Genomic DNA, 21,621 nt, shown 5'->3' on the forward strand with positions numbered 1-21,621 from the left:
CTTCCTTCGTAGTTGTATGAAGACCGCGATCAGAACGTGATCTTGGTCTGGATACCGGCCGTGCGCAGTTCCGGCAGGCCCAGCATGAGCGCGGAATAGCGCGCGGTGTAGCTGAACGTCGGGTTGAACACGAAGTTGTCCGATACCGAGATCGGCGTGTGGTTGTTGAACAGGTTGTTGACGAAGGCCTCCACCGTGATCTGGCCGTGAGTGATGCCGGCACGCACATTGAAGAGGTGCAGGTCCGGCGTCTTCGCGAGGTTGGCCTCGTTCGACCATTGACCGGACTTGAAGTTCCAGTCGCCGCGCACGAACCAGCGGCCTTCGTCCCAACCGGCGATCTCGGTGCCCAGCGTCACGCCGACGTTGGCCGAATACTTGGAGGTGTTCTTCATCTCCTTGCCGGAGAAATCGTAGATGCCCGTCAGCGCGCTGATGGTGGTGCTGGTGAACTTCTGGATGTCGGTTTCGTTGACCGCGCCGGCCGCATCGATGGTGATGAAGTCGGCCGGCCGCCAGGAAACCTCGCCCTCGACACCGTAGAGATCGACGTCGCCCGAGTTGGCCGAGGTGTTGACGAAGCTGAACCCGGTAGCCTGCGTGGAATCGGGCGCGACGATGGTCACCGCGTTGATCTGGTCGCGCCACTGGGCGTAGTAGGCCGCCAGGCTGTAGCGCAGGTTGCCGCCCAGCGCCTTGCCCTTGAGACCCAGTTCGTAGTTGGTGATCTTCTCCGGCTTGATCGAGAGCTGGCCGCCCGCGTCAAGCGCGGCCTGCTGCACGGTTGCCGCGTTGGACAGGATAGAGGTGTTGAACTGGGCGGGATTCACGCCCTTCGACCACGAAGCGTAGACCATCATGTCGGGCGAGATCTGCCAGTTGATGATCGCACGCGGCGTGAAGTTCTTGTAGGTGGCGCTGGCCAGCAGCGAACCGCCTTCGTAGAACCCGGCCGGGATGAAGGCGCTGGAGGCCACGGTGAGCCCCGATGCGGTGGCGAAGGCCTGCAACTTGTCGATCTGGTAACGACCTTCGACGCTGGCCGAGATGGTGTCGGTCAGGTCATAGGTCAGGCCGAAGAAGAAGCCGGTCGTCTTGTTGCGGCTGAGACCGCCGGGGAACATCGACGCGGTGAGCAGGGAGCCGGTGCTGCCGCCGTTGCCCTGGATCTGGTCGGCGCTGAGGTAGCTGACACCAGCGACGCCGCGGAACGGCCCCTTGGTGTAGGACAGGCGCCCTTCGAGCGAGAAGTCCTCGATCTTGCGCTCGATCAGGTAGGGATAGTCGAAGTAGCCCTTTCCGTAGTTCGCGGGCGGATCGTAGGAGTCGTTGCTGAAGGCGCGGGTATCGTAGCCGTCGAGGTCGATCAGCGTGGTCCAGACCTCGCGGTTGTAACCGGCGAGGGCGGAAGCGGTAAGGTTGTCTGTCAGGTCCACGTCGATGGTGCCGTGGACGTGGCGGGTCTTGCGCAGCAGGCCGTAGCCCGAGACGGTATCGTCAGGCGAGACGACGCGGCCGCGCGTGCTGGCCAGGAACTGGCGCACCTGGTCGGTATTCTCGACGTTGGCCGTGACGGGGTTCGCGATCGTCGGGATCGTGCCGCAGAAATAGGGATTGCTGACTGCGGTGCCGATCGGCTGGCCCGTGGTGGGATCGAGCACGCCGCGCGTATCGCCGGTCAGGGTGCAGTTCGACTGGCCCTGAAGCACGACGCTGCCGTTGGGGGCGGTGACGGTATAGGCGCTGAGGCGGGTCTGTGCCGCCGGGCCGTCCTTGTCCTCGCCCATCATGCCGAAGAGCTTGATGGTGACGGAGGAGGAGGGGGTGATCGCCAGCATCGCGGTGCCGACGGTGGAGGACTGGTCGCCCAGCGTGCTGCCGTCATAGTTCTTCCACGAGCCGCTCTTCGACCACTTCTCGCCGGTCACGCGGAAGGAAATCAGGTCCTCGATGATCGGCCCTTCGACCGAGCCCTGCAGGCGCCAGTTGTCGCGCGTGCCGACCATGCCGAGGATCTGGCCGCCCCAGTCGTTGCCGGGCACCTTGTTCACGACGTTGATGGCGCCTGCAAACGTGTTGCGGCCGAAGTAGGCGCTTTGCGGGCCCTTGAGGATTTCGATGCGCTCGGGATTGCTGATCGCGCCGACCTGCGAGGGTGACGAGACAGGCACGCCGTCAATGAAGGTCGAAACCGTGGTCGCCAGCGTCGTCGACGGCGTGAAGCCGCGCAGCACGACCTGCTGGAACGAGCGATCCGCATGGCCCGAGGAGCTGTTGTTGATGTTGATGCCCGGCGTCGAGTTGGCGACATCCACCATCGAGACGATGCCCTTGGCTTCGAGCGTCTCGGACGTGATCGCCGTCACCGTAACCGGCACCTTGAGGATGTCCTCGCCGGTCTTGCGCGCGGTGACGACGATGTCGCCACTGGTGTTTTCGGGAGCTTCGGCCATGGCCGGTGCCGACCATGTCATACCGGCGACGAGCGCCAGGGTTGATAGCGTGGAAGCGAGACGGATGGTGTGAGAATTGCCAGTCATGTTTTCCCTCAATGCTGATCGAAAGGACACGCAAGGGCGCATCGCTTCAAATTGAGTCCCTGCTGCTTGAACACTTTGTTCTTGCAAGGCGTCAGGATCGCGCTTCAGCGCTTGTCTCCGGATGTTCGCCCGATTTTTTCTTCAGATTGTATTCTGGTTGTTTTTACGTGTTCTTGGGGTGTTGTTTGGCGGTCCCGATATTTGTCCGGGTTGTCGCCATGATTGCTTCTTCCCTCTTTTTGTCTTGCGTCCCGATCGAGCGGGCCGCTGCTTTTTTGTCAGTGATAGATTTACTTGAGTCTCGTCAGAATGACGGCGAATCTGGTGCGTATTCGCCTGTCGGATGAGCGTGCGCGGCGCTCGCGGCCGGCCCATGCGCTGCGAACCCGCGCGGGCTGGGCCCGGCGGGTTCGGCATGTGATCGTGCTGGGAATGCGCCTTTTCAGGCGCGCCGATTCAGCGGCTCAGGCCCCCGAGGAAGGCAATCGTCTCCGCCTCGCTCACGACGTCCGCGTATTTTGCGTTCATGTCGAAGAGGTTGGCATCGTGCGGCGCCGCGTGACGGTCGCCGCAGGCCTCGGCAACGACGGCGGTGCGGAAGCCGTGGCTCATCGCATCGACGCAGCTCGCGCGGACGCAGCCGGAGGTCGTGAGGCCGGTGAGGATCACGCTGTCGATCCCTGCCGCCGTCAACGTCGAGGCGAGCGATGTGCCGAAGAAGGCGCTCGGATATTGCTTGGACACGACGAGTTCGTCATCGAACGGTTCCAGCCCCGGTCCGAAGGCGCCCATCGGGCTGCCCTTCAGGAAGTTCTTCAGCGGCATGGCTTTCTCGTAGAATCGGCCGCCGTCGAACCCGGTGGGGTGATAGACGACATTGGTCAGCACCACCGGCACGCCCGCCGTCCGGGCGGCCGCGCGCACGCGCAAGGCCGATTCGAGAGCATCGTCGACTTCGGAATAGAGTGCGTTACCCGGTTCGAAATAGGCCTGGCAGAAGTCTATCAGGATCAGCGCCGGACGCGATCCGAAGCCGACGCGGTTGTCATAGGCCTTCCTGTAGTTGGCCAGCAGGTCTTCCTCGCTGCTCATGCGTCCTGTTCCTTGTGATGCAGCCATGGCTGCGTGCGGCGCTGCCGCTGTTCGAAAGAGTCTATCTCGGCGCCGTACTGGTTGACGATCTGGTCGGTCTCGTCCCACCCGTTCAGCATGGCGAGGCGCCGTTCGGGCGGAACTTCGAAAGCCCGCGCGGGGCGCCCTTCCACACCGAGTTGCTGCGCATCGAGATCGACCGTGAACCGGGCGCCGCTCTCCGCTGCATCCATCAGCGCGGAAACCTCGGTTTCGGGCAGCACGATCGGGACCACGCCGTTGCGCAGGCAGTTCGAATAGAAAATCTCGCCGAAGCTGGAAGAGATCACCGCACGGGTACCGCGGCCGAGCAGGGCCCAGACCGCCTGCTCCCGGCTGGACCCGGAACCGAAGTTCGCCCCTGCGACGATCACCGGCGCATCGCGGAACCCGTCCGAATTGAGCACGAAGCCTGGCACTTCCTTGCCGTCCGCGTCAAATCGGCGGTCATGGAAGGCATATTCGCCGAGCCCGGCCCGCGCGGTGATGAGCAGGAAGCGGGCGGGGAAGATGATGTCGGTGTCGATATTCTCCTCGCGCATGGCGGCGGCGAGACCGGAGACGGTGACGAAAGGCTGGTTCGGCATCAGGCGAAGTCCCTCACGTCGGCCAGGTGGCCGGAGACGGCGGCGGCGGCGGCCATGGCCGGGCTCATCAGGTGTGTGCGCCCGCCGGGGCCCTGCCGTCCCTCGAAGTTGCGGTTGGACGTGCTGGCACAGCGTTCGCCCGGCGCGAGGCGGTCATCGTTCATGGCCACGCACATCGAACAGCCTGCAAACCGCCACTCGAATCCCGCGTCCCGGAACACGCGGTCCAGCCCTTCGGCCTCGGCCTGCGCGCGGGTCGCGGCGGAGCCCGGCACGACCAGCGCGCGGACGCCTGCGGCGACCTTGCGCCCCGCTGCGATCCGGGCGGCGGCGCGCAAGTCCTCGATGCGGCCATTGGTGCAGGAGCCGATGAAGACGTGATCGATGACCACCTGCGATAGCGGCTGGCCGGCCATGAGGCCCATGTAGGCAAGCGCCTTCTCCGTCTCGCGGCGCTCCGAGGGGTCGGTGATTGCCAGAGGATCGGGAACGAGGGCGCCGATCGGCAGCGTCTGGTTGGGGCTGGTGCCCCAGCTGACCTGCGGCTCTAGCCGGTCCAGGTCGAGCGTGACGACCTTGTCGTAGACCGCGCCGGGATCGCTGGCGAGCGTGCTCCAGTAAGCGGTGGCCGCATCCCACATCTTCCCTTCGGGCGCGAGACGGCGGCCGGCCAGATAGGCGAAAGTCACGTCGTCAGGCGCGACCAGCCCCATGCGGCTGCCGGCCTCGATGGTCATGTTGCACAAGGTCATGCGCTCGGACATCGCCATGCCCGCCACTGCCGCCCCCACATATTCGACCGCGTGGCCGACCGCGCCGTGCGCGCCGATTTTCGCGATCAGGGCCAGGGCGATGTCCTTGGCATCTATCAGGGGATGGCGTTCGCCGAGCAGTTCGACCTTCATCGTGCGGGCCCTGGCCTGCGGCAGTGCCTGCGCCGCCATGACCGTGCCTTGCTCGCTTGCGCCGATCCCGAAGGCCAGCGCGCCGAATGCGCCGTGGGTTGTCGTGTGGCTGTCCCCGCAGACGATGGTGGTGCCGGGCAGGGTGAAGCCGGTTTCCGGGCCGATGACGTGGACGATGCCTTGTTCCGGCCCATCGAGCTGCGCGTAGGGCACGCCGAACTCGGCGACGTTGTCCTCCAGTTCGGCCACTTGCGCGCGGGCCTGCGGATCGGCGATTTCGCCGCCGCGGCTCCGGGTCGGCACCGCGTGATCGGCTACGCCGAGGTGCGTCTCGGGACGGCGAAGCTTTCGCCCGCTCTCGCGCATGGCGACGAAGGCCTGCGGACTGGAAACTTCGTGGACGATGTGGCGATCGATGTAGAGCAAGCTGGCGTCGCCGGGCATTTCGGCGACGACGTGGCTGTCCCACAGCTTCTCGTAAAGCGTGCGCGGTGCGGTCATGCCCTCTTACTAGGCCGGAACCGGACGGGAAGGAGGGCGGGGCGGCATAGTCTCCGAACAGCGGGCACTCGGCGCCCGCCCCGGCTACCGCGCCAGATCAGGCGTCCCCGCCTCGACATAGGCGGCGATCAGCTGGGCAAAGCGGTCCGGAACTTCCAGCGGCGGATAGTGGCCCACGTCAGGCATGATGACCTTGGAAATCTGGGCATGGGAAAGATAGCGCGTGATCGCGGTGACCGCCGATTCCGGCAGGAGCGGGTCGGCACCGCCCCAGATCAGGAACGTGGGCTTGTCGACCTTGGCCATTTCTATCGAAGCCTGCTTGCCGTCGCCGATGCGGGCGATCAGCGCGATGAGGTTCTTTTCGGGCACGCGGCGGTAGAAATCGTAGTATTCCTTGCGCGTCTGAGTGGAAATGCGGGAGGCATCGCCGGCGAAATAGCTCAGGAACTCGTTCCAGAAATCCTGGTCGCGAAAGCCGGTCTGCCTGGCCCGGGCCTGCGCATCGAGAAAGCTCTTCGGCATGACGAGATGGCTGGTATCGACAGGATCGGAAGGCGTATTCGACAGGATCAGCCGCTCGACCATGTCCGGCCGTCTGGCGGCAAGGTACATGCCCATGGTGCCGCCGCTGGAAACGCCCACGAAAGTGACCTTCTTCACGCCCAACCGGTCCAGCAGGGCGATGGGGACGTCAGTGGGTGAGAGGGTCTTCGCCGCCTCGTCGGTCGCGCCGTCCGACAGGCCGTAGCCGGGCAGGTCGAAGCGGATCACGCGGTATCGGCCCTTGAGCACTTGTGCGATACGGTCCCAGGTCCGCAGGCTGCTTTCCGACCCATGGACCATCAGCAGGACGGGCGCACCGCGCGGGCCTTCGTCCTTGTAGTGGATGGAGAGCCCGCCAACGGTGAAGAACCGGCTCTGCCTGTCCGTATAGGTCTTGCGAAGCTGCGTGACGGTCAGCCATGGATGGGCCTGCGCCGCGGCATCCGGCGCGGCGGTCTGGGCGAGGGCGGAGGGCGCAACCGACAGCGACAGGGCCAGCCCGGCGGCGAGCACCGCCAGAGCGCGGTCGATGTTTCGCTTTATCGTCATGAGGTTCCTCCGGGGCCGTCTGTTCGCGGGCGCTGTTCTTTCCAGACGCCGGTTCTGCCGGTGCCGCTGTCGCTGTCGAATGTGCGAGGATGAAATGTCCGCCTGTAGGATAGTCCGTCCTCCACGGGTCAAACGGCGGCGGGTATCTCGATCTCCACCCTGAAGCCGCCTTCGGGCAGGTTTCGGGCGGTGATGAGCCCGCCGTGCACGGCGATGGCCCGCGACGCGATGGCCAGCCCCAGTCCGAGGTTCTTCCCGTCCGGCCTGCCGCGCACGAAAGGGTCGAAGATCGTGTCCACCAGTTCCGAAGGAACGCCGGGCCCCTGGTCGCTCACCGAAATCAGGAAGCGGTTCTCCCGCTCCCGGTAGGTGCAGCACACGTCGATATGTCCGAGCGGCGCCGAAAAGCGCAAGGCATTGCGAACGATGTTGTCGATCGCCCGGCGAAGAAGCTCGGAGCTGCCGCGAACGGGCGGAAGTTGCTCCGCCATGGCGGCGGGCGGTTCGAAGGAGATTTCGATGCCGCCGGGCTGCGCTTCATAGCGTGCATCGGCCACCACGCTTTCGGCGATCCCGGCGATATCGAAATACTCGTCGCCCGGATTTTCCTCGTTCTCGACCCTCGCGAGGATCAGCAGTTCTCCGACGAGCCCGTCTAGCCTGTCGACCTCGCGCTCCATCCGTTCCATCGCACTTTCGAACCGCTCGGGGGTCTGGCGTGCGAGCGCGATGGCGAGTTGCAGCCGGGCCAGCGGCGAGCGCAACTCGTGCGAGACATCGTGCATCAGCCGCTCACGGCTTTCGACGAGTTTTTCTAGCCGACGCGCCATGCGGTCGAACTCGCGTGCGAGGTCCGCCACTTCGTCGCGCCGGCTGCCGATCGCCGGCGAGACGCGGGCGGTCAGTTCGCCGCGCGCGAGCCGCTGGAAGCCGCGGCGGAGGTGCTCGATCGGGCGCACCAGATACCAGGCGAGGAACGCGCTGAACAGCAGCCCGGCGATGACGCCGATGACGAGAAGTTCGGGCGGGACATTCAGCCGCCAGGGCTGCCTGTCCCGGTGGTAGCGGAAGCGCACGACGAAGGGATTTCCGGCCAGGTCGGTCACCCCGCGCTCCATCGCGGCATTCTCGGGATCGTCCGCGAGAGGTGCCGGGACCGGCTGGCTTGCGTCGAAGATGTCGAGACGGCGGCGCTGGTCCTGCGGCAGGTGGCTGGCCATCTCGTCGTACCGCGTCCTGCCGCCTGCCGCGACGGCCTGGGTGGCCGCCTCCAGCACGGCGGGGCCGATCTGCTGCGTCATCAGCCATTCGGGAAACTCGCGGTCGTCACGCAGGGCGAACAGCAGCCATACCGCCTGCGTCATCAGCAGGAACGTCACCAGGAAGCCCAGCAGGATCTTCCAGAACAGCCTGCGCCGCATCATCGGACCTGAAGCCGGTAGCCTACCCCGCGGATCGTCTCGATCGTGGCCGCACCCTGCGAGGCGCCCTCCAGCTTGATGCGCAAGTTACTGACGTGGACGTCCACGCTGCGGTCGTAGGACTGGCGCGCGCGGCCCAGCCCCCTCAGCGAGAGTTCGTCCTTGGTCGAAACCGCCTCGGCCGCACGGGCCAGCACGAGCAGGATGTTGAACTCCGATGCGGTCAGTTCCACCGCGCTGCCCAGCCATAGCGCCTTGCGGGCGGCCACCTGCACTTCGAGCCCGCCTGCCTCGACGACCGGGGGCGGCAGCGGCGTCCGGTCGGCCGGGTAGTGCCGGCGCAAGTTGGCGCGCAGGCGCGCGACGAGTTCGCGCGGGTAGCAGGGTTTCGCCACATAATCGTCCGCGCCGAGTTCGAGCCCGATCACCTTGTCCACCTCGTCGCCGCGCGCCGAAAGCATGATGACAGGCACTTCGTTGTTCTCGCGCAGTTGGCGCAGCACCTCTATCCCGTTCAGGCGCGGCAGCATGATGTCGAGTACGACCGCGTCGTGTTCTCCGGACAGGGCGCGGCGCATGCCGTCCAGACCGTCCGTCACGATCTCGACCCGGAACCCTTCGCTTTCGAGATACTCGCCGAGCATGGCGCCCAGTTCGAGGTCGTCGTCGATCAGCAGGATGCGTTTGGCTTCCTCTTGCACACCCCCTGATGGCGCAGTCCGCCGCGAATGTCAGCCTTTCGCGTTGCGCCTTACGAAAACTTTACGATGCGCTTGCGAACTCTTTACCCACAAGTGCGCCGCCTCGCGCCATATCCTCATTACTCGGACAAATAGAGGTCCGGTATAGTTTGAAGGGGCATGGTATCGGCCAGCCCCTCAGGGAGGGTTGATTCATGGCGCTCAAGCCATTCGCATTCTGCACCGCATCCGTTCTCGCTCTCGGCCTTGCCGGGATGGCCCAGGCGCAGGACGCCGGGTCAGGCCAGGGTGGGGCGGATAATGCCGCCAGCGACGACAGTTCGCAGCCGACAGCGGAAGATATCATCGTCACCGGCGTGCGGGCCTCGATTGTCGGCGCGCTCAACGTGCGCAAGGAGAATATCCAGATCGTCGACTCGGTGGTGGCCGAGGACGTGGGTAAATTGCCGGACAATAACGTGGTAGAAGCGCTCCAGCGCGTGACCGGCATCCAGATCACCGACCGTGCCGGCGGCGAGGCGGGCACCGTTACCATTCGCGGGCTTCCCGACGCGGTGACGACGATGAACGGCCGCAACATCTTCACCTCAACCGGGCAGTCCTTCGCGCTGCAGGACATTTCCGCCAACCTCGTGAAGCAGGTGGACGTTTACAAGACGCGCTCGGCCGATCAGCTCGAAACCGGGCTGGCCGGACAGATCGACGTCAAGACCCGCCGTCCGTTCGATTTCGATGGCCTGGCGGTTTCCGGCCTCGTGCGCGGCATCTACAACGAGGTTTCTGACAGCTTCAATCCGAACGTGGCGCTGCTCGTGTCCGACCGCTGGGAGACACCGATCGGCGAGATCGGCCTGCTGGTGAACGGCAGCTACAGCCAGACGAAGTATCGCAACGAGACCGTCACTGCCGGCGCGCTGGTGCCCTTCGCCACCGAGAACCCGACGGAAGGCTCCGGCCTCTCCCCGCTCGAACGCATCTTCTCGGGCTGGACGCCCGGCCTCAACGAAGGCCTGCCGACCACACCCGGTTCGACGATCAACTACGACGGCGTGGAGGTGCCTTACTACCTTTCGCGCGATGCGGTGTTCTCCACCGACCAGTACGGCAAGCGCAAGCGTCCCTCGTTCAACGCGGCGCTCCAGTGGGCCCCCAACAGCAGTTCGGTCTACACCGCCGAGGTGTTCTACACCGGCTATCGCAGCTCGCTCTACAGCGACATGATGTTCAGTTATGTCGATTACTGGAGTAATCCGGGCGCCTTCGAGCTCTACCCCGACACGAACATCATCAAGTCACGCACGACCGACGACGTCTACGGCTTCAACAGCGGCGACTATACGAGGTCGAAGACCGACAGCTACGTCTACGCGCTCAACGGCCAGTGGGATCTGGGCGATCGCGGCAAGATCACCGGCGACCTCGCCTATCAGACCAGCACCGCGAAGACCTCGTTCATCGCCATGCGTACCGATCGCACGGCCGACCAGATTTCGGTGGACTTCAACTCGGGCGGCGGCGTGCCCTCGTACCATTTCGACGACGATTCCCTGCTCACCGATCCTTCTGCCTGGAACGTCGCACAGCTTTACGACAACGCCAACAAGGACAAGGGCAGCGCCGTCACGGCCTCGCTCGATGGCTACTATACCTGGGACGAAGGCTTCATCCGCCGCATCAAGGCGGGGCTGCGCTACGACGATCGCAAGGCGTCGAGCTACGTGCGCACCGCCGATGCCGCCAGCCTCGGCACCAGTCTGACCACGCTGCCCGAAGCCGCCTATTTCACCAACTCCGGTTTCATGAGCGGCGAGGCCGACGTGCCGCGCAGCTGGGTGACGGTCGATGGCGCTTGGCTTTACAATAACGCCGACTATGTGCGCAGCCTCTATGGCCTGCCGACCTCGGAATCGCTGGTCCTCAACAAGACCTTCGACATCGACGAGATCACCATGTCGGCCTACCTGCTGGCGGATGGGCAGGTCTCTGTCTTCGGGCGTCCGCTCGATATCGAGGGCGGCGTGCGCTATGTGAACGTGGCGACCGACTACAACTTCTTCGACCGCTATAACGATTATGCCCGCAGCCGCGCCAATTCGGGCTCGGCGAAGTTCCTGCCGAGCTTCACCGCGCGTTATGCCATCACCGACCGCCTGCGCCTGCGCTTCAACTATGGCGAGACGCTGCGCCGCCCGAACTTCAGCGACGTGAACCCGACCTATTCGCTCACGGGCGATCTCACCAGCGTCGGTTACGGCAGCGGCACGGCGGGCAATGCAAGCCTGAAGCCCACGCATTCGAAGAACTACGACGTGGCGCTGGAATGGTACTTCGACCGCGACAGCGCGATTACCGTGACCGCTTTCCGCCGCGAGATCGACGGCCTCGTCGTCAGCCTGCCGGTCATGACCTACATCCCCGGCAACGGCATCGTCGCGGGCGCAACGGACTATTTCGTGGTGACGAAGCCGGTGAACGCATCCAACGGCGTGCTGAAGGGCGTCGAAGCGGGGCTGACCTACTTCCCGCACTACCTGCCCGGGCCGCTGGACGGGCTCGGCTTCCAGGGCAGCCTTACGGTGCTCGATTCCAGCCAGACCATCCCGGTCACGGACTCGGCCGGCACGATCACCGGCTATTCGCGGTCGGCGTTCTTCGACGTCTCGAAGCTCTCGTACAATGCCACGCTGGCCTACGACCGGGGGCCGTTCAACGCGCGCCTCTCCTACATCTGGCGCAAGGGCTTCCTGCACAACAACGAGTCCAGCCTCTTCGCGAACCCGATCGGCATCTGGTACAAGTCCGAGGAGAGCCTCGACTTCCAGCTGACCTGGAACGTCACCAAGGCGATCGGCGTGACTTTCGACGCCACCAACCTCACCAAGTCGAAGCAGCAGAGCTACTACAAGTTCGCCGATGCCGGCGGCTCCACCACCGACAATCTCGGCACGACCCTGCTGGCGCGGACGTTCGCCATCGGTGCGCGCTTCACGTTCCAGTAGGGCGGACTTGGCCGTTCGTCTTCCTTCCGGCAGCCAGCGACGTACCGCCATTCTGTCGCCGGTGGCCGAGGGTGCCCGTCCTTCGCGATTTTCGCGGAGGACGGGCGTCTTCCCCTTTCCATCTCGCGGGTGCGTCGCGCTTGAAACGGACCTGACCGGATGAACAAGATGACCTTTTCGCTCACGCCCGAGCCTGACGCCCTTGCGGCTGCGGGGCACGGAAGGCTGCATCACGACGTGGCTCGTCGCCTCGCGCTGCGGATCGTTTCGGGCGAATATCCCACGGGCCATCTGTTCACGGCCGAAGTGGAACATGCCGATGCGCTGGGCGTCTCGCGTTCGGTCCTGCGCGAGGCGTTCCGCATGCTCACCGCCAAGGGGCTCGTCTCGAGCCGCCCCAAGGCGGGAACCTGGGTCAACGAGCGCAAGCGCTGGAACCTGATCGATCCCGACGTGCTGGCCTGGCAGCTCCAGTGCGGCGCCAGCGATGCGTTCCTGAGGGACCTGTTCGAACTGCGCAGGGTGGTGGAGCCCCAGGCCGCCGAAATGGCCGCGCTCCGCCGCGAGGAAAGCCAGCTTCTGGACATGGCCAATGCGCTCGACACGATGGAGCATCACACGCTCCAAAGCGAAAAAGGCCGCGCTGCAGACTTGCGGTTTCACGCCCTGCTCATGGAAGCCACACACAACGAGATGCTGCTGGCGCTGTCGAATTCGATCCTCACGGCAATTGCCTCGACCACGGCGGTCAAGCAGCACATCCATGTCCATCCGCGCGACCCGATGCCGGAGCACCGCGAACTCCACCGGCATATCGCCGATCGCAGCCCCGGCCGTGCACGGCGTGCCATGCGCAAGCTCATCGACCTGGCGCTGGCCGACATGGAAATGGCGCTCAAGCATTTCTGAAGGCGGGCATTTTCCGGGGATGACCGGCGGCAAGGCGCGATGACGGTCCAGCAACACTTCGCAACCCTTTCCTTGCGATAACTTTACAGTTCGCTTTCGAACTCTTTACCCACAACCGCCTCGTCCCTCGCCATACCGCAGGGCATGTCGACCAAGCGCCGTCTCGTGATCGGGGGCATTCTCGTTGCCGCCGCCCTTGCCCTGCTCCTTGTCTGGAAGCTCTTCTCGGGACCGGCCGAACCCGTCGTCGCCACCGCGAAAGTGACGCGCGGCACGATGGAGCAGACCGTCGAGGCGACCGGCACGCTGGAGCCCAAGGAACTGGTCAGCGTGGGCGCGCAGGTTTCCGGGCGGCTCGAACAGCTCAACGTCGCGGTGGGCGACGTCGTGCATCAGGGCGACCTTATCGGCCTGATCGATCCGCGCACGCAGACCAACAGTCTCGAAACCGCCAGGGCCGACCTTTCCAACATGCAGGCCCAGCTTGCCGGAGCGAAAGCCACGCTCGCCAAGGCGCAACTGGCGTTCCGGCGCCAGCAGGCGCTCGGCGCGGGCGAGGCGACCTCCCAGGCCGATTTCGAGGCTGCGCGGGCAGAGCTCCAGTCGGCGCAGGCCAGCTTCGATGCCTTTCAGGCGCAGATCCGCGCGGCCGGGGTTAGCGTCGATACCGCGCAGGTCCAGCTTGGCTACACCAAGATCACCGCGCCCATGGACGGGGTGGTGGTTTCGGTCGTCACCAAGCAGGGGCAGACGGTCAACGCCAACCAGTCGGCTCCCACCATCGTCATCCTCGCCAAGCTGGACGTGATGACGGTGAAGGCCGAAGTTTCCGAGGCCGACGTGATCGACGTGAAGCCGGACCTGCCCGTCTACTTCACGATCCTGGGCGATCCTGACAAGCGCTACGAGGCAAAACTGCGGCTGATCGAACCGGCACCGGAATCGATCGTCAACGAAGTGGATTCCTCGTCGACCACCTCGTCCAGCAGCACCACGGATTCGGCGATCTACTACAACGCCCTGTTCGAGGTTCCAAACGAGGACGGCAGGTTGCGCGCGCTGATGACCGCCAAGGTCAGCATCGTTCTGGCCAAGCGCGCCAATGCCCTGATGATCCCTTCGACCGCGCTCGGCGCCAAGGGCAAGGACGGCACATATTCCGTCCGCGTGAAGGGCGAGGACGGCAAGATCGCCGCCCGCAAGGTGCGCATCGGCATCGACAACAATATCAGCGCCGAAGTGCTCTCGGGCCTGAAGGAGGGCGAATCCGTTGTGGTGGGCGAGGCCAGCACCGCGGCCAAGACCAATCAGGGGCCGATGGGCCCGCCCCCGGTCTGAGCCGCCGGCCCGTTCGATGACCAGCACCCCGCTCATCACCCTGTCGCACGTCCGGCGCGAGTATCCCTCGGGCGACGGTGTCTTCGCGGCGCTCAAGGACATCGACCTGTCGATCGAGGCGGGAGAGATGGTTGCCATCGTCGGCCAGTCCGGCTCGGGCAAGTCTACCCTGATGAACATTCTGGGCTGCCTCGACCGGCCGACTTCGGGGTCCTACCGCATCAACGGGCGGGACACCGGAGACCTCGAGCCCGACGAACTGGCCGCGCTGCGCCGGGAGCATTTCGGCTTCATCTTCCAGCGCTACCACTTGCTGACCGACCTGTCGGCCCTCGGCAATGTCGAGGTGCCCGCCGTCTATGCCGGCCGCGCGCGCGGGGAGCGGGCAGGGCGGGCCCGCGAGATACTCGCCCGTCTCGGCCTTGCCGAGCGTACCGACCACCGGCCGGGGCAGCTTTCGGGCGGCCAGCAGCAGCGTGTCTCTATCGCCCGCGCCCTGATGAACGGCGGCGAGGTGATCTTCGCCGACGAACCGACCGGCGCGCTCGATTCCGCCAGCGGCGTGGAAGTCATGGCCATCCTAGGCGAGCTTCATGCCGAGGGCCACACCGTCATCATCGTCACGCACGATATGAAAGTGGCCGAGCACGCGGACCGGATCATCGAGATCCGCGACGGCGAGATCATCGATGACCGCCGCACCCGCGAAAACGCGGTGCGCCCGGCCGTGCAGAAGGCCGCGCCGGTCGCCAGCGGCTTCCAGCAGGTGGCAGACCGCTTCCGCGAAGCCTTCCGCATGGCGGTGCTGGCGATGTCCGCCCACAAGCTTCGCACGTTCCTGACGATGCTGGGCATCATCATCGGCATTGCCTCGGTGGTTTCGGTAGTGGCGCTGGGCGGCGGCGCGCAGGAGAAAATCCTCTCCGATATCAGCAGCCTGGGCACCAACACGCTGACGATCTATCCGGGCAAGAGCTTCGGCGACATGCGGTCGGCCAGGATCGAGACGCTCAAGGATGCCGATGCCGATGCGCTCGGCCAGTTGCCTTACGTCGACAGCGTCACCCCCAGCGTCTCGACCAGCGTGACCGCCCGCTATCGCAATGTCGCGGCGACCGCGCAGGTCAGCGGCGTCGGTGCCGACTACTTTCGCGTGCGCGGGCTGGAACTGATCTCCGGCGGCCTGTTCGATGCCCAGAGCGTGCGCGAACTGGCGCAGGACGTGGTTATCGACGAGAATTCGCGCGATACCCTGTTCCCCAATGTCGAGGACCCGCTCGGCAAGGTCGTGCTGCTGGGCAAAGTGCCCGCGCGGATCGTCGGCGTGGTCGGCACCCAGCAGCAGGGCTTCGGCGGCAGCGACAGCCTGACCGCCTATGTGCCCTACACCACGGCGATGAGCCGGATGCTAGGCCAGACCTACCTGTCCAGCATCACCGTGCGCGTGAACGACGATACTTCCACGGCGGCGGCGGAATCGGCGGTGACGCAGCTTCTCGCCAAACGGCACGGGACCACGGACTTCTTCATCAGCAATTCCGACAATATCCGCGAGACCATCACGAACGCCACCAACACGATGACGCTGCTGATCGCCGCCATCGCGGTGATCGCGCTGATCGTCGGCGGGATCGGGGTGATGAACATCATGCTCGTTTCCGTGACCGAGCGTACCGCCGAGATCGGCGTGCGCATGGCCGTGGGCGCGCGCCAGTCGGACATTCTCCAGCAGTTCCTGATCGAGGCGGTGCTGGTCTGCCTCATCGGCGGCGTGATCGGGGTGGGCCTGTCGCTCGCGGTCGGCGTTGCGATCTCCTTTACGCCGATCGACTTTCGCATGGCCTATTCGGTCACTTCGATCGTCGCCGCCTTTGCCTGTTCCACGCTCATCGGCGTGATCTTCGGCTTCCTGCCCGCCCGCCGCGCGGCCCGGCTCGACCCGGTCGATGCCCTTTCGAGAGACTGAACCCGTGCCCCAGCAGACCAAGCCCTTCCGCCCTGTCCTGCTGGCCACGCTGGCGCTCGCGCTGGGCACCGGCGGCTGCGCGGGTGTGACGCGTTCTCGCTATGCCGCCCCGGAACTGCCGATCGCGGATGCATGGGACCAGCCCTCGCAAGGCGCGGCCCGAACGGCGGGCGCCCCGTGGTGGAACGAATTCGGCGATCCGGCGCTGAGCGCGCTTGTCGATCAGGTGCTGGCCGCCAATGCCGATCTGGCGGCGGCAGGCTTGCGGCTGAAGCAGGCCCGCCTTTCCGCCGAACAGGCGCGGCAGGGCCTGTTCCCGAGCGGCACTGCCAGCCTCTCGTCCAGCGGCTCGAAAGCTCTGGACGGCGGGGCGGGTTGGACGAAATCGAGCGCCGCCTCGCTCGGCGTGTCGTGGGAACTGGACCTCTTCGGCCGCCTTGGTGCCACTGCCGATGCCGCGAAGTGGGAAGAACAGGCTAACGCGCAGGATCTGGCCGAAACGCGGCTCTCGCTGATCGGCACGGCGGCGCAGGCCTGGTGGCAGCTCGGCTATGCCAACGAACAGATCGCCATTGGCGAGGAAAGCCTGGGCTATGTCCGCCGTGCGCTGGACCTCGTGCAGCGCCAGTACGATGCGGGCGCGGTGTCACGCCTCGAACTGCGCGATGCCCAGCAATCGGTCGCGGCGCAGGAAGCCTCGCAGACCCAGCTCGTGCAGGCGCGTGTCTCGGCATTGAAGACGATCGCCGCGCTGGTGAACCGCCAATCCTACGAAGGGACCGAGCTTCAGGCTCTTCCCCGGCAACCGCTGCCGCAGATCGCCGCAGAGGCGCCGGCCTCGCTGCTGTCTCGCCGTCCCGACCTCGCCGCCGCCGAACTGCGCCTGCGCAAGACGCTGGCCGCCAGCGATGCCACCGTCGCTGGCTATTACCCCAGCTTCAGCCTGACGGGCGGACTGGGCACGGCCAGCTCGGCGCTGCTCGGGTTCTTCAGCGATCCCGCAGCCAGCCTTGGCGCGGTGCTGTCACTTGCCGAACTCAACCCGGAGAAAATCCGCCTCGGTACCGGCATCGCCCGGGCCGACTACGAAATCGCGGTGCAGGATTTCCGCCAGACCTTCTACGATGCCTTGCGCGATACGCAGGTCTCCCTCTCGGCGCGGGAGCAATATCTGAAGCAGGCAGGCTTCTTGGAGGCGAACTACGCTGCCGCGCGTGACGCCGAAAGGCTTTATGAACGGCAGTATCGGGCCGGGGCAATCCCTTTGCGCGACTGGCTGGACGCGCAGGAACGCCTGCGCAGTGCCCGCACCGGCCTGATCCAGAACCGCTATAACCAACTGGTGACACAAGTGCAGGTCTATCAGGCACTTGGTGGAGATACTTCACCAGAAAGCTGAGATCTATCCGGCCTTTTTGATCCTGCCGTTCCGGGAAGCCGGAACCCGGCCGCCGTTCGCGATTTTACGCTGCCGATCACGACGTTTCCGATCCGGGGGCCTAATGCACGGTGTGATTTCCGGCCGACGACCCTGCAAGATTGCCCCGGCACCCACCGGCGCGGAACCGCGCCCGGCGCAAACGCGCTCCTTCCGGCCGGGATCTGTCTGCAAACATATTCCCACATATCGGCCTACGTGCCCGTTATCCTGACCGGCATGCATCCTCCTACCCGCAAGGGGAACCGATGACATTTGCATTCACCAAGCCCGACCGCCAGTACCATGAACTCGGCGCGGAATTCACGGGGGACGGAACGCACTTCGCGGTCTTCTCCGAAAATGCCGAGGCGATCGAGCTCTGCCTCTATTCGGACGATGGCGACGAGGAACTGGCGAGGCTGGAAATGCCGAGCCGGGAGGGGGCGATCTTCTCCGGCTACGTTCCGGGGGTGCGGCCCGGCCAACTCTACGGCTACCGCGCGCACGGCCCCTATGCGCCGGAACAGGGCCACCGCTTCAACCCCAACAAGCTTCTTCTCGATCCCTACGCCCGCGAGATCGCCGGCAGCCTGAAATGGGACGAAGCGCTCTGGGGCTACGACCTCGCCTCGGGCGACGACATGACTTTCGACACCCGCGATTCCGCGCCGTTTATGGTCAAGGGCGTGGTCCAGGACCCCGAGTTCGACTGGGAGGGTGACAATTCCATCCGCCACCCATGGAATGAAACCGTGGTCTACGAAGCCCACGTCCGCGGCCTGACCATGTCCCATCCCGACGTGCCCGAGGAATTGCGGGGCACTTATGCCGGCATGGTCAGCGAGCCCATCCTCGATCATTTGCGCAAGCTGGGCGTATCGGCGATCGAACTGCTGCCCTGCCAGTATTTCCTCGACGACCGGATGCTGCTGGACAAGGGGCTCTCCAACTACTGGGGCTACCAGACCCTGGGCTACTTCGCGCCGGAGCCCCGCTATCTCGGGCCCAAGCGGGGCAAGGCGCCGGCGATCCGCCAGTTCAAGGACATGGTGAAGCGTTTTCACCGGGCCGGGATCGAAGTGATCATGGATGTGGTCTACAACCACACGGCCGAGGGTTCCGAGCGCGGTCCGGCACTGTGTTTTCGCGGGCTGGACAATGCCAGCTACTACCAGCTCTCCCCGGAAAACCCGCGCTACAGCTTCGACCAGACCGGTACCGGCAACACGCTCAGCGTGGCCCATCCGATGGTCATCCGCATGGTGCTGGATTCGCTGCGCTACTGGGTGCAGGCGATGCACGTCGACGGGTTCCGCTTCGACCTCGCCTCCACCCTCGGCCGCGAGGCCATGGGTTTCGACAGGGAAGGCGGCTTCTTCGACGCGATCAGGCAGGATCCGATCCTCTCCGGCGTGAAACTGATCGCGGAGCCATGGGACGTGGGCAGCGGCGGCTATCAGGTGGGCGGTTTCCCTTATCCGTTCCGCGAATGGAACGACAAGTTCCGCGATACGGCACGCGGCTTCTGGCGAGGCGATCCGGCGCTCGTGGGCGATCTGGCCAACCACCTGATCGGTTCGCCCGAACAGTTCAACCATTCCGATCGGGGGGCGACGTCCTCGGTCAACTTCCTCGCCGCCCATGACGGCTTCACTCTGCTTGACACGGTTTCCTTCAACGATCGCCATAACGAGGCGAACGGCGAGGGCGGGGCCGATGGCCATGACAACAACCTGTCCGACGACATGGGCGCCGAAGGCGCGACCGGGGATGAAGCCATCAACGCCGCCCGCGCGCGCCGCCGCCGCGCCATGCTGGCAACCCTGCTGCTCAGCCAGGGCGTGCCGATGATCCTGGCCGGGGACGAGATCGGCAACAGCCAGCAGGGCAACAACAACGTCTACTGCCAGGACAACGAGACGGCCTGGATCGACTGGCCGGGCCGGGATGACGCCCTGCTGGAGTTCTGTGCCCGGATGATCGGGTTCCGCCGGGACCATCCCGTGCTCTCTCAGGACAACTTCCTCAACGGCGAGCCTGCCGAAGACGGCCGCGTGGAGATCGCGTGGCACCAGCCCGACGGGCGGCAGATGGACGCGGAGCTATGGGGGCAGGCCGAACTGCGCATCCTGGGCTTCTTCCTGAGCTACTCGGCGCAGGAGGCCTTCGTAGAAGGCGAGCGGCCGCTGTTCATCGTCCTGAACGCGGGCGATGCCGTGGACTTCGTCCTGCCGGCACATAACGGGGTTTCGAAATGGCACCGCGTGCTGGATACCTCGCGCGATCTCGCTTTCGAGCCTGAGCCGGTCGAAGGAGAGGCGGCGACCATTCCGCCGGCCAGCGTCTGCGTCTTCGCACCGGAATGACGGGGCCGGAATTGGCGATGCCGCAGGATCTCGACTGGACCTGGGGAGCGCGGCCCCTCGGCGGCGGCAACTGGCGGTTCAGGCTCTGGGCCCCGGATGCGGGAATGGTGGCGGTGGAACTCGCCGATGGCCTTGTGCCGCTGGAGCGCGGGGAGGGCGGTTGGTGGAGCATCGACACCCCGGCCGCCTGCGGGGATACATATCGGTTCCGGGTGGACGACGCGGCCTTTCCCGATCCGGCCGCCCGCGCGCAAGAAGGCGATGTTCACGGGGCCTCGGTTCTGGTCGATCCGGCGGCATATGCGTGGCAGGCGGAGTGGCGGGGCATCCCGTGGTCGCAGACGGTCATCTACGAGCTGCACCTCGGCACGTTCACCGAAGAAGGCACTTTCGCCGCCGCCGCCGGGAAGCTGCGCCATTTGCGCGATCTCGGAGTGACGATAGTGGAAGTGATGCCGGTGGCCCAGTTCGACGGCGAGCGGGGCTGGGGCTACGACGGCGTCCTGCCCTATGCGCCCCACAACGCCTATGGATCGCCCGGCGATTTCAGGCGCTTCGTGGACAAGGCGCACGGTCTTGGCATGGGTGTCCTGCTGGACGTGGTCTACAACCACCTGGGGCCCTCCGGTAACTACCTTGCCGCGTGGGCGCCTTCGTTCTTTCATGCCGACCGCCGCTCGCCCTGGGGACAGGGCATCGCCTATGAGCAGCGCGCGGTCCGCGACTACTTCATCGAGAACGCGCTCTACTGGCTGGACGAGTACCGGCTGGACGGCCTGCGCCTCGATGCGGTCCATGCGATCGAGGATCGCTCCGAGGTTCATTTCCTGGCCGAACTGGCCGAACGGGTACGCGCGGTGGAATGGGGCCGCCCGGTTCATCTGATCACCGAGGACGAGCGTAATCCCGCGTCCGGCTTCGGGCCGGGAGCACCTTTCGACGCGACGTGGAACGACGACTGGCACCACGCCCTGCATTGCCTGCTCACCGGCGAGGACGAGGCCTATTATGCCTCTTTCGCCGTCGACCCGCTGGCCGATATCGAAACCGCGCTGCGAGACGGTTATGTAGAGCAGGGCCAGCCTCGCAAGGGGGCCTCTCATCCGCGCGGGGAACCTTCCGCCGGGATGGCGCGAACCGCCTTCATCAATTTCCTCGGCAATCACGATCAGGTGGGCAACCGGGCAAGGGGCGAGCGGCTGCACCACCTCGTCCGAGAACGGAACGCGCTTCGCGTGGTCACGGCGATGACGCTGCTTTCGCCTTTCGTGCCGATGATCTTCATGGGCGACGAATTTCTCACGAGTGCGCCGTTCCAGTTCTTTGCCGACTTCACCGGCGATCTCGCCGCAGCGGTACGGACGGGGCGGGCCGAGGAGTTTGCCGGTTTCACGGCGTTCGGCGGGGAGGTTCCGGACCCGATCTCGCCGGACACCTTCCTCGCCTCGAAGATCGGACATGCCGTTGGCGCGGATCAGGTCTCGCATGAGGCTTTCGTCCGCGACCTCCTGGCGCTGCGCCGGGACCGGATTGTGCCGCTGCTCGCCGCGGGCGCCCATCCTCAAGTGGAAGTGACGCGGGACGGCGGCGCGATCGACGTGACCTGGACGTTCACCGAGGGCCGGCTGCTGATGCGCGCCTCCCTCGGCAGCGGGACGGTTGTGCCGCATGATGATCCGCTCATCGAAGTGGGAGGCGGGGCAAGCCGCTTCGCATTCTCCGCAGCGCTTGGGAACGGATGA

The 21,621-nt window shown here is 65.4% G+C and carries 14 protein-coding genes; 7 read left to right on the top strand and 7 right to left on the bottom strand.

What is annotated here, in order from left to right; all coding sequences use genetic code 11:
* Nucleotides 1-29: 29 nt before the first annotated feature.
* The 7 genes from ACLIMP_RS19705 to ACLIMP_RS19735 all read right to left on the bottom strand — a co-directional run bounded on the left by ACLIMP_RS19705 (nt 30) and on the right by ACLIMP_RS19735 (nt 8,881).
* On the bottom strand, nt 30-2,540 hold the full coding sequence (locus ACLIMP_RS19705; protein ID WP_443478858.1) for a TonB-dependent receptor: 2,511 nt from the start codon (nt 2,538-2,540) through the stop codon (nt 30-32).
* 456 nt (nt 2,541-2,996) lie between these two features.
* Complete coding sequence (locus tag ACLIMP_RS19710; RefSeq protein WP_443478859.1) at nt 2,997-3,632, bottom strand: isochorismatase family protein; 636 nt, start codon at nt 3,630-3,632, stop codon at nt 2,997-2,999.
* Nucleotides 3,629-4,258 (bottom strand): 3-isopropylmalate dehydratase small subunit, encoded by a 630-nt coding sequence (leuD, locus tag ACLIMP_RS19715; RefSeq protein WP_324699601.1) that lies wholly within the window; start codon nt 4,256-4,258, stop codon nt 3,629-3,631. The genes ACLIMP_RS19710 and leuD overlap by 4 nt, the downstream gene beginning before the upstream one ends.
* Nucleotides 4,258-5,664: a 3-isopropylmalate dehydratase large subunit gene (gene leuC / locus ACLIMP_RS19720; RefSeq protein WP_443478860.1), complete on the bottom strand. Its 1,407-nt coding sequence runs from the start codon at nt 5,662-5,664 to the stop codon at nt 4,258-4,260. Before leuC ends, leuD begins: the two co-directional genes overlap by 1 nt.
* Nucleotides 5,665-5,748: 84 nt before the next feature.
* A complete protein-coding gene (locus ACLIMP_RS19725; RefSeq protein WP_443478861.1) occupies nt 5,749-6,759 on the bottom strand; it encodes an alpha/beta fold hydrolase in 1,011 nt (336 codons plus the stop codon).
* Nucleotides 6,760-6,887: 128 nt separating this feature from the next.
* Complete coding sequence (locus tag ACLIMP_RS19730; RefSeq protein ID WP_443478862.1) at nt 6,888-8,183, bottom strand: HAMP domain-containing sensor histidine kinase; 1,296 nt, start codon at nt 8,181-8,183, stop codon at nt 6,888-6,890.
* Nucleotides 8,180-8,881 carry a response regulator transcription factor gene (locus ACLIMP_RS19735; RefSeq protein ID WP_292636141.1) on the bottom strand — a complete coding sequence of 234 codons (702 nt, stop codon included), beginning with the start codon at nt 8,879-8,881 and terminating at the stop codon, nt 8,180-8,182. Before ACLIMP_RS19735 ends, ACLIMP_RS19730 begins: the two co-directional genes overlap by 4 nt.
* 194 nt (nt 8,882-9,075) lie before the next feature.
* Here ACLIMP_RS19735 and ACLIMP_RS19740 point away from each other — a divergent pair, with 194 nt between their 5' ends.
* From ACLIMP_RS19740 to treZ, 7 genes are all read left to right on the top strand, one after another.
* Nucleotides 9,076-11,880 carry a TonB-dependent receptor gene (locus tag ACLIMP_RS19740; RefSeq protein WP_443478863.1) on the top strand — a complete coding sequence of 935 codons (2,805 nt, stop codon included), beginning with the start codon at nt 9,076-9,078 and terminating at the stop codon, nt 11,878-11,880.
* 159 nt (nt 11,881-12,039) lie between these two features.
* Nucleotides 12,040-12,789, top strand: a complete 750-nt coding sequence (locus tag ACLIMP_RS19745) for a FadR/GntR family transcriptional regulator (protein WP_443478864.1) — start codon at nt 12,040-12,042, stop codon at nt 12,787-12,789.
* Between the two features lie 144 nt (nt 12,790-12,933).
* Nucleotides 12,934-14,127, top strand: a complete 1,194-nt coding sequence (locus tag ACLIMP_RS19750; RefSeq protein ID WP_443478865.1) for an efflux RND transporter periplasmic adaptor subunit — start codon at nt 12,934-12,936, stop codon at nt 14,125-14,127.
* 16 nt (nt 14,128-14,143) lie between these two features.
* On the top strand, nt 14,144-16,093 hold the full coding sequence (locus tag ACLIMP_RS19755) for a MacB family efflux pump subunit (protein WP_443478866.1): 1,950 nt from the start codon (nt 14,144-14,146) through the stop codon (nt 16,091-16,093).
* Between the two features lie 4 nt (nt 16,094-16,097).
* Nucleotides 16,098-17,492, top strand: coding sequence for an efflux transporter outer membrane subunit (locus ACLIMP_RS19760; protein ID WP_443478867.1), 1,395 nt, complete (start codon nt 16,098-16,100; stop codon nt 17,490-17,492).
* A gap of 287 nt (nt 17,493-17,779) precedes the next feature.
* A complete protein-coding gene (glgX, locus tag ACLIMP_RS19765) occupies nt 17,780-19,879 on the top strand; it encodes a glycogen debranching protein GlgX (protein ID WP_443478868.1) in 2,100 nt (699 codons plus the stop codon).
* A 17-nt stretch (nt 19,880-19,896) separates the two neighbouring features.
* Entirely contained in the window at nt 19,897-21,621 is a 1,725-nt protein-coding gene (gene treZ, locus ACLIMP_RS19770; RefSeq protein ID WP_443478869.1) for a malto-oligosyltrehalose trehalohydrolase, read from the top strand.

The sequence above is a fragment of the Novosphingobium aeonii genome, from assembly GCF_052279045.1.
Lineage (GTDB): Bacteria > Pseudomonadota > Alphaproteobacteria > Sphingomonadales > Sphingomonadaceae > Novosphingobium.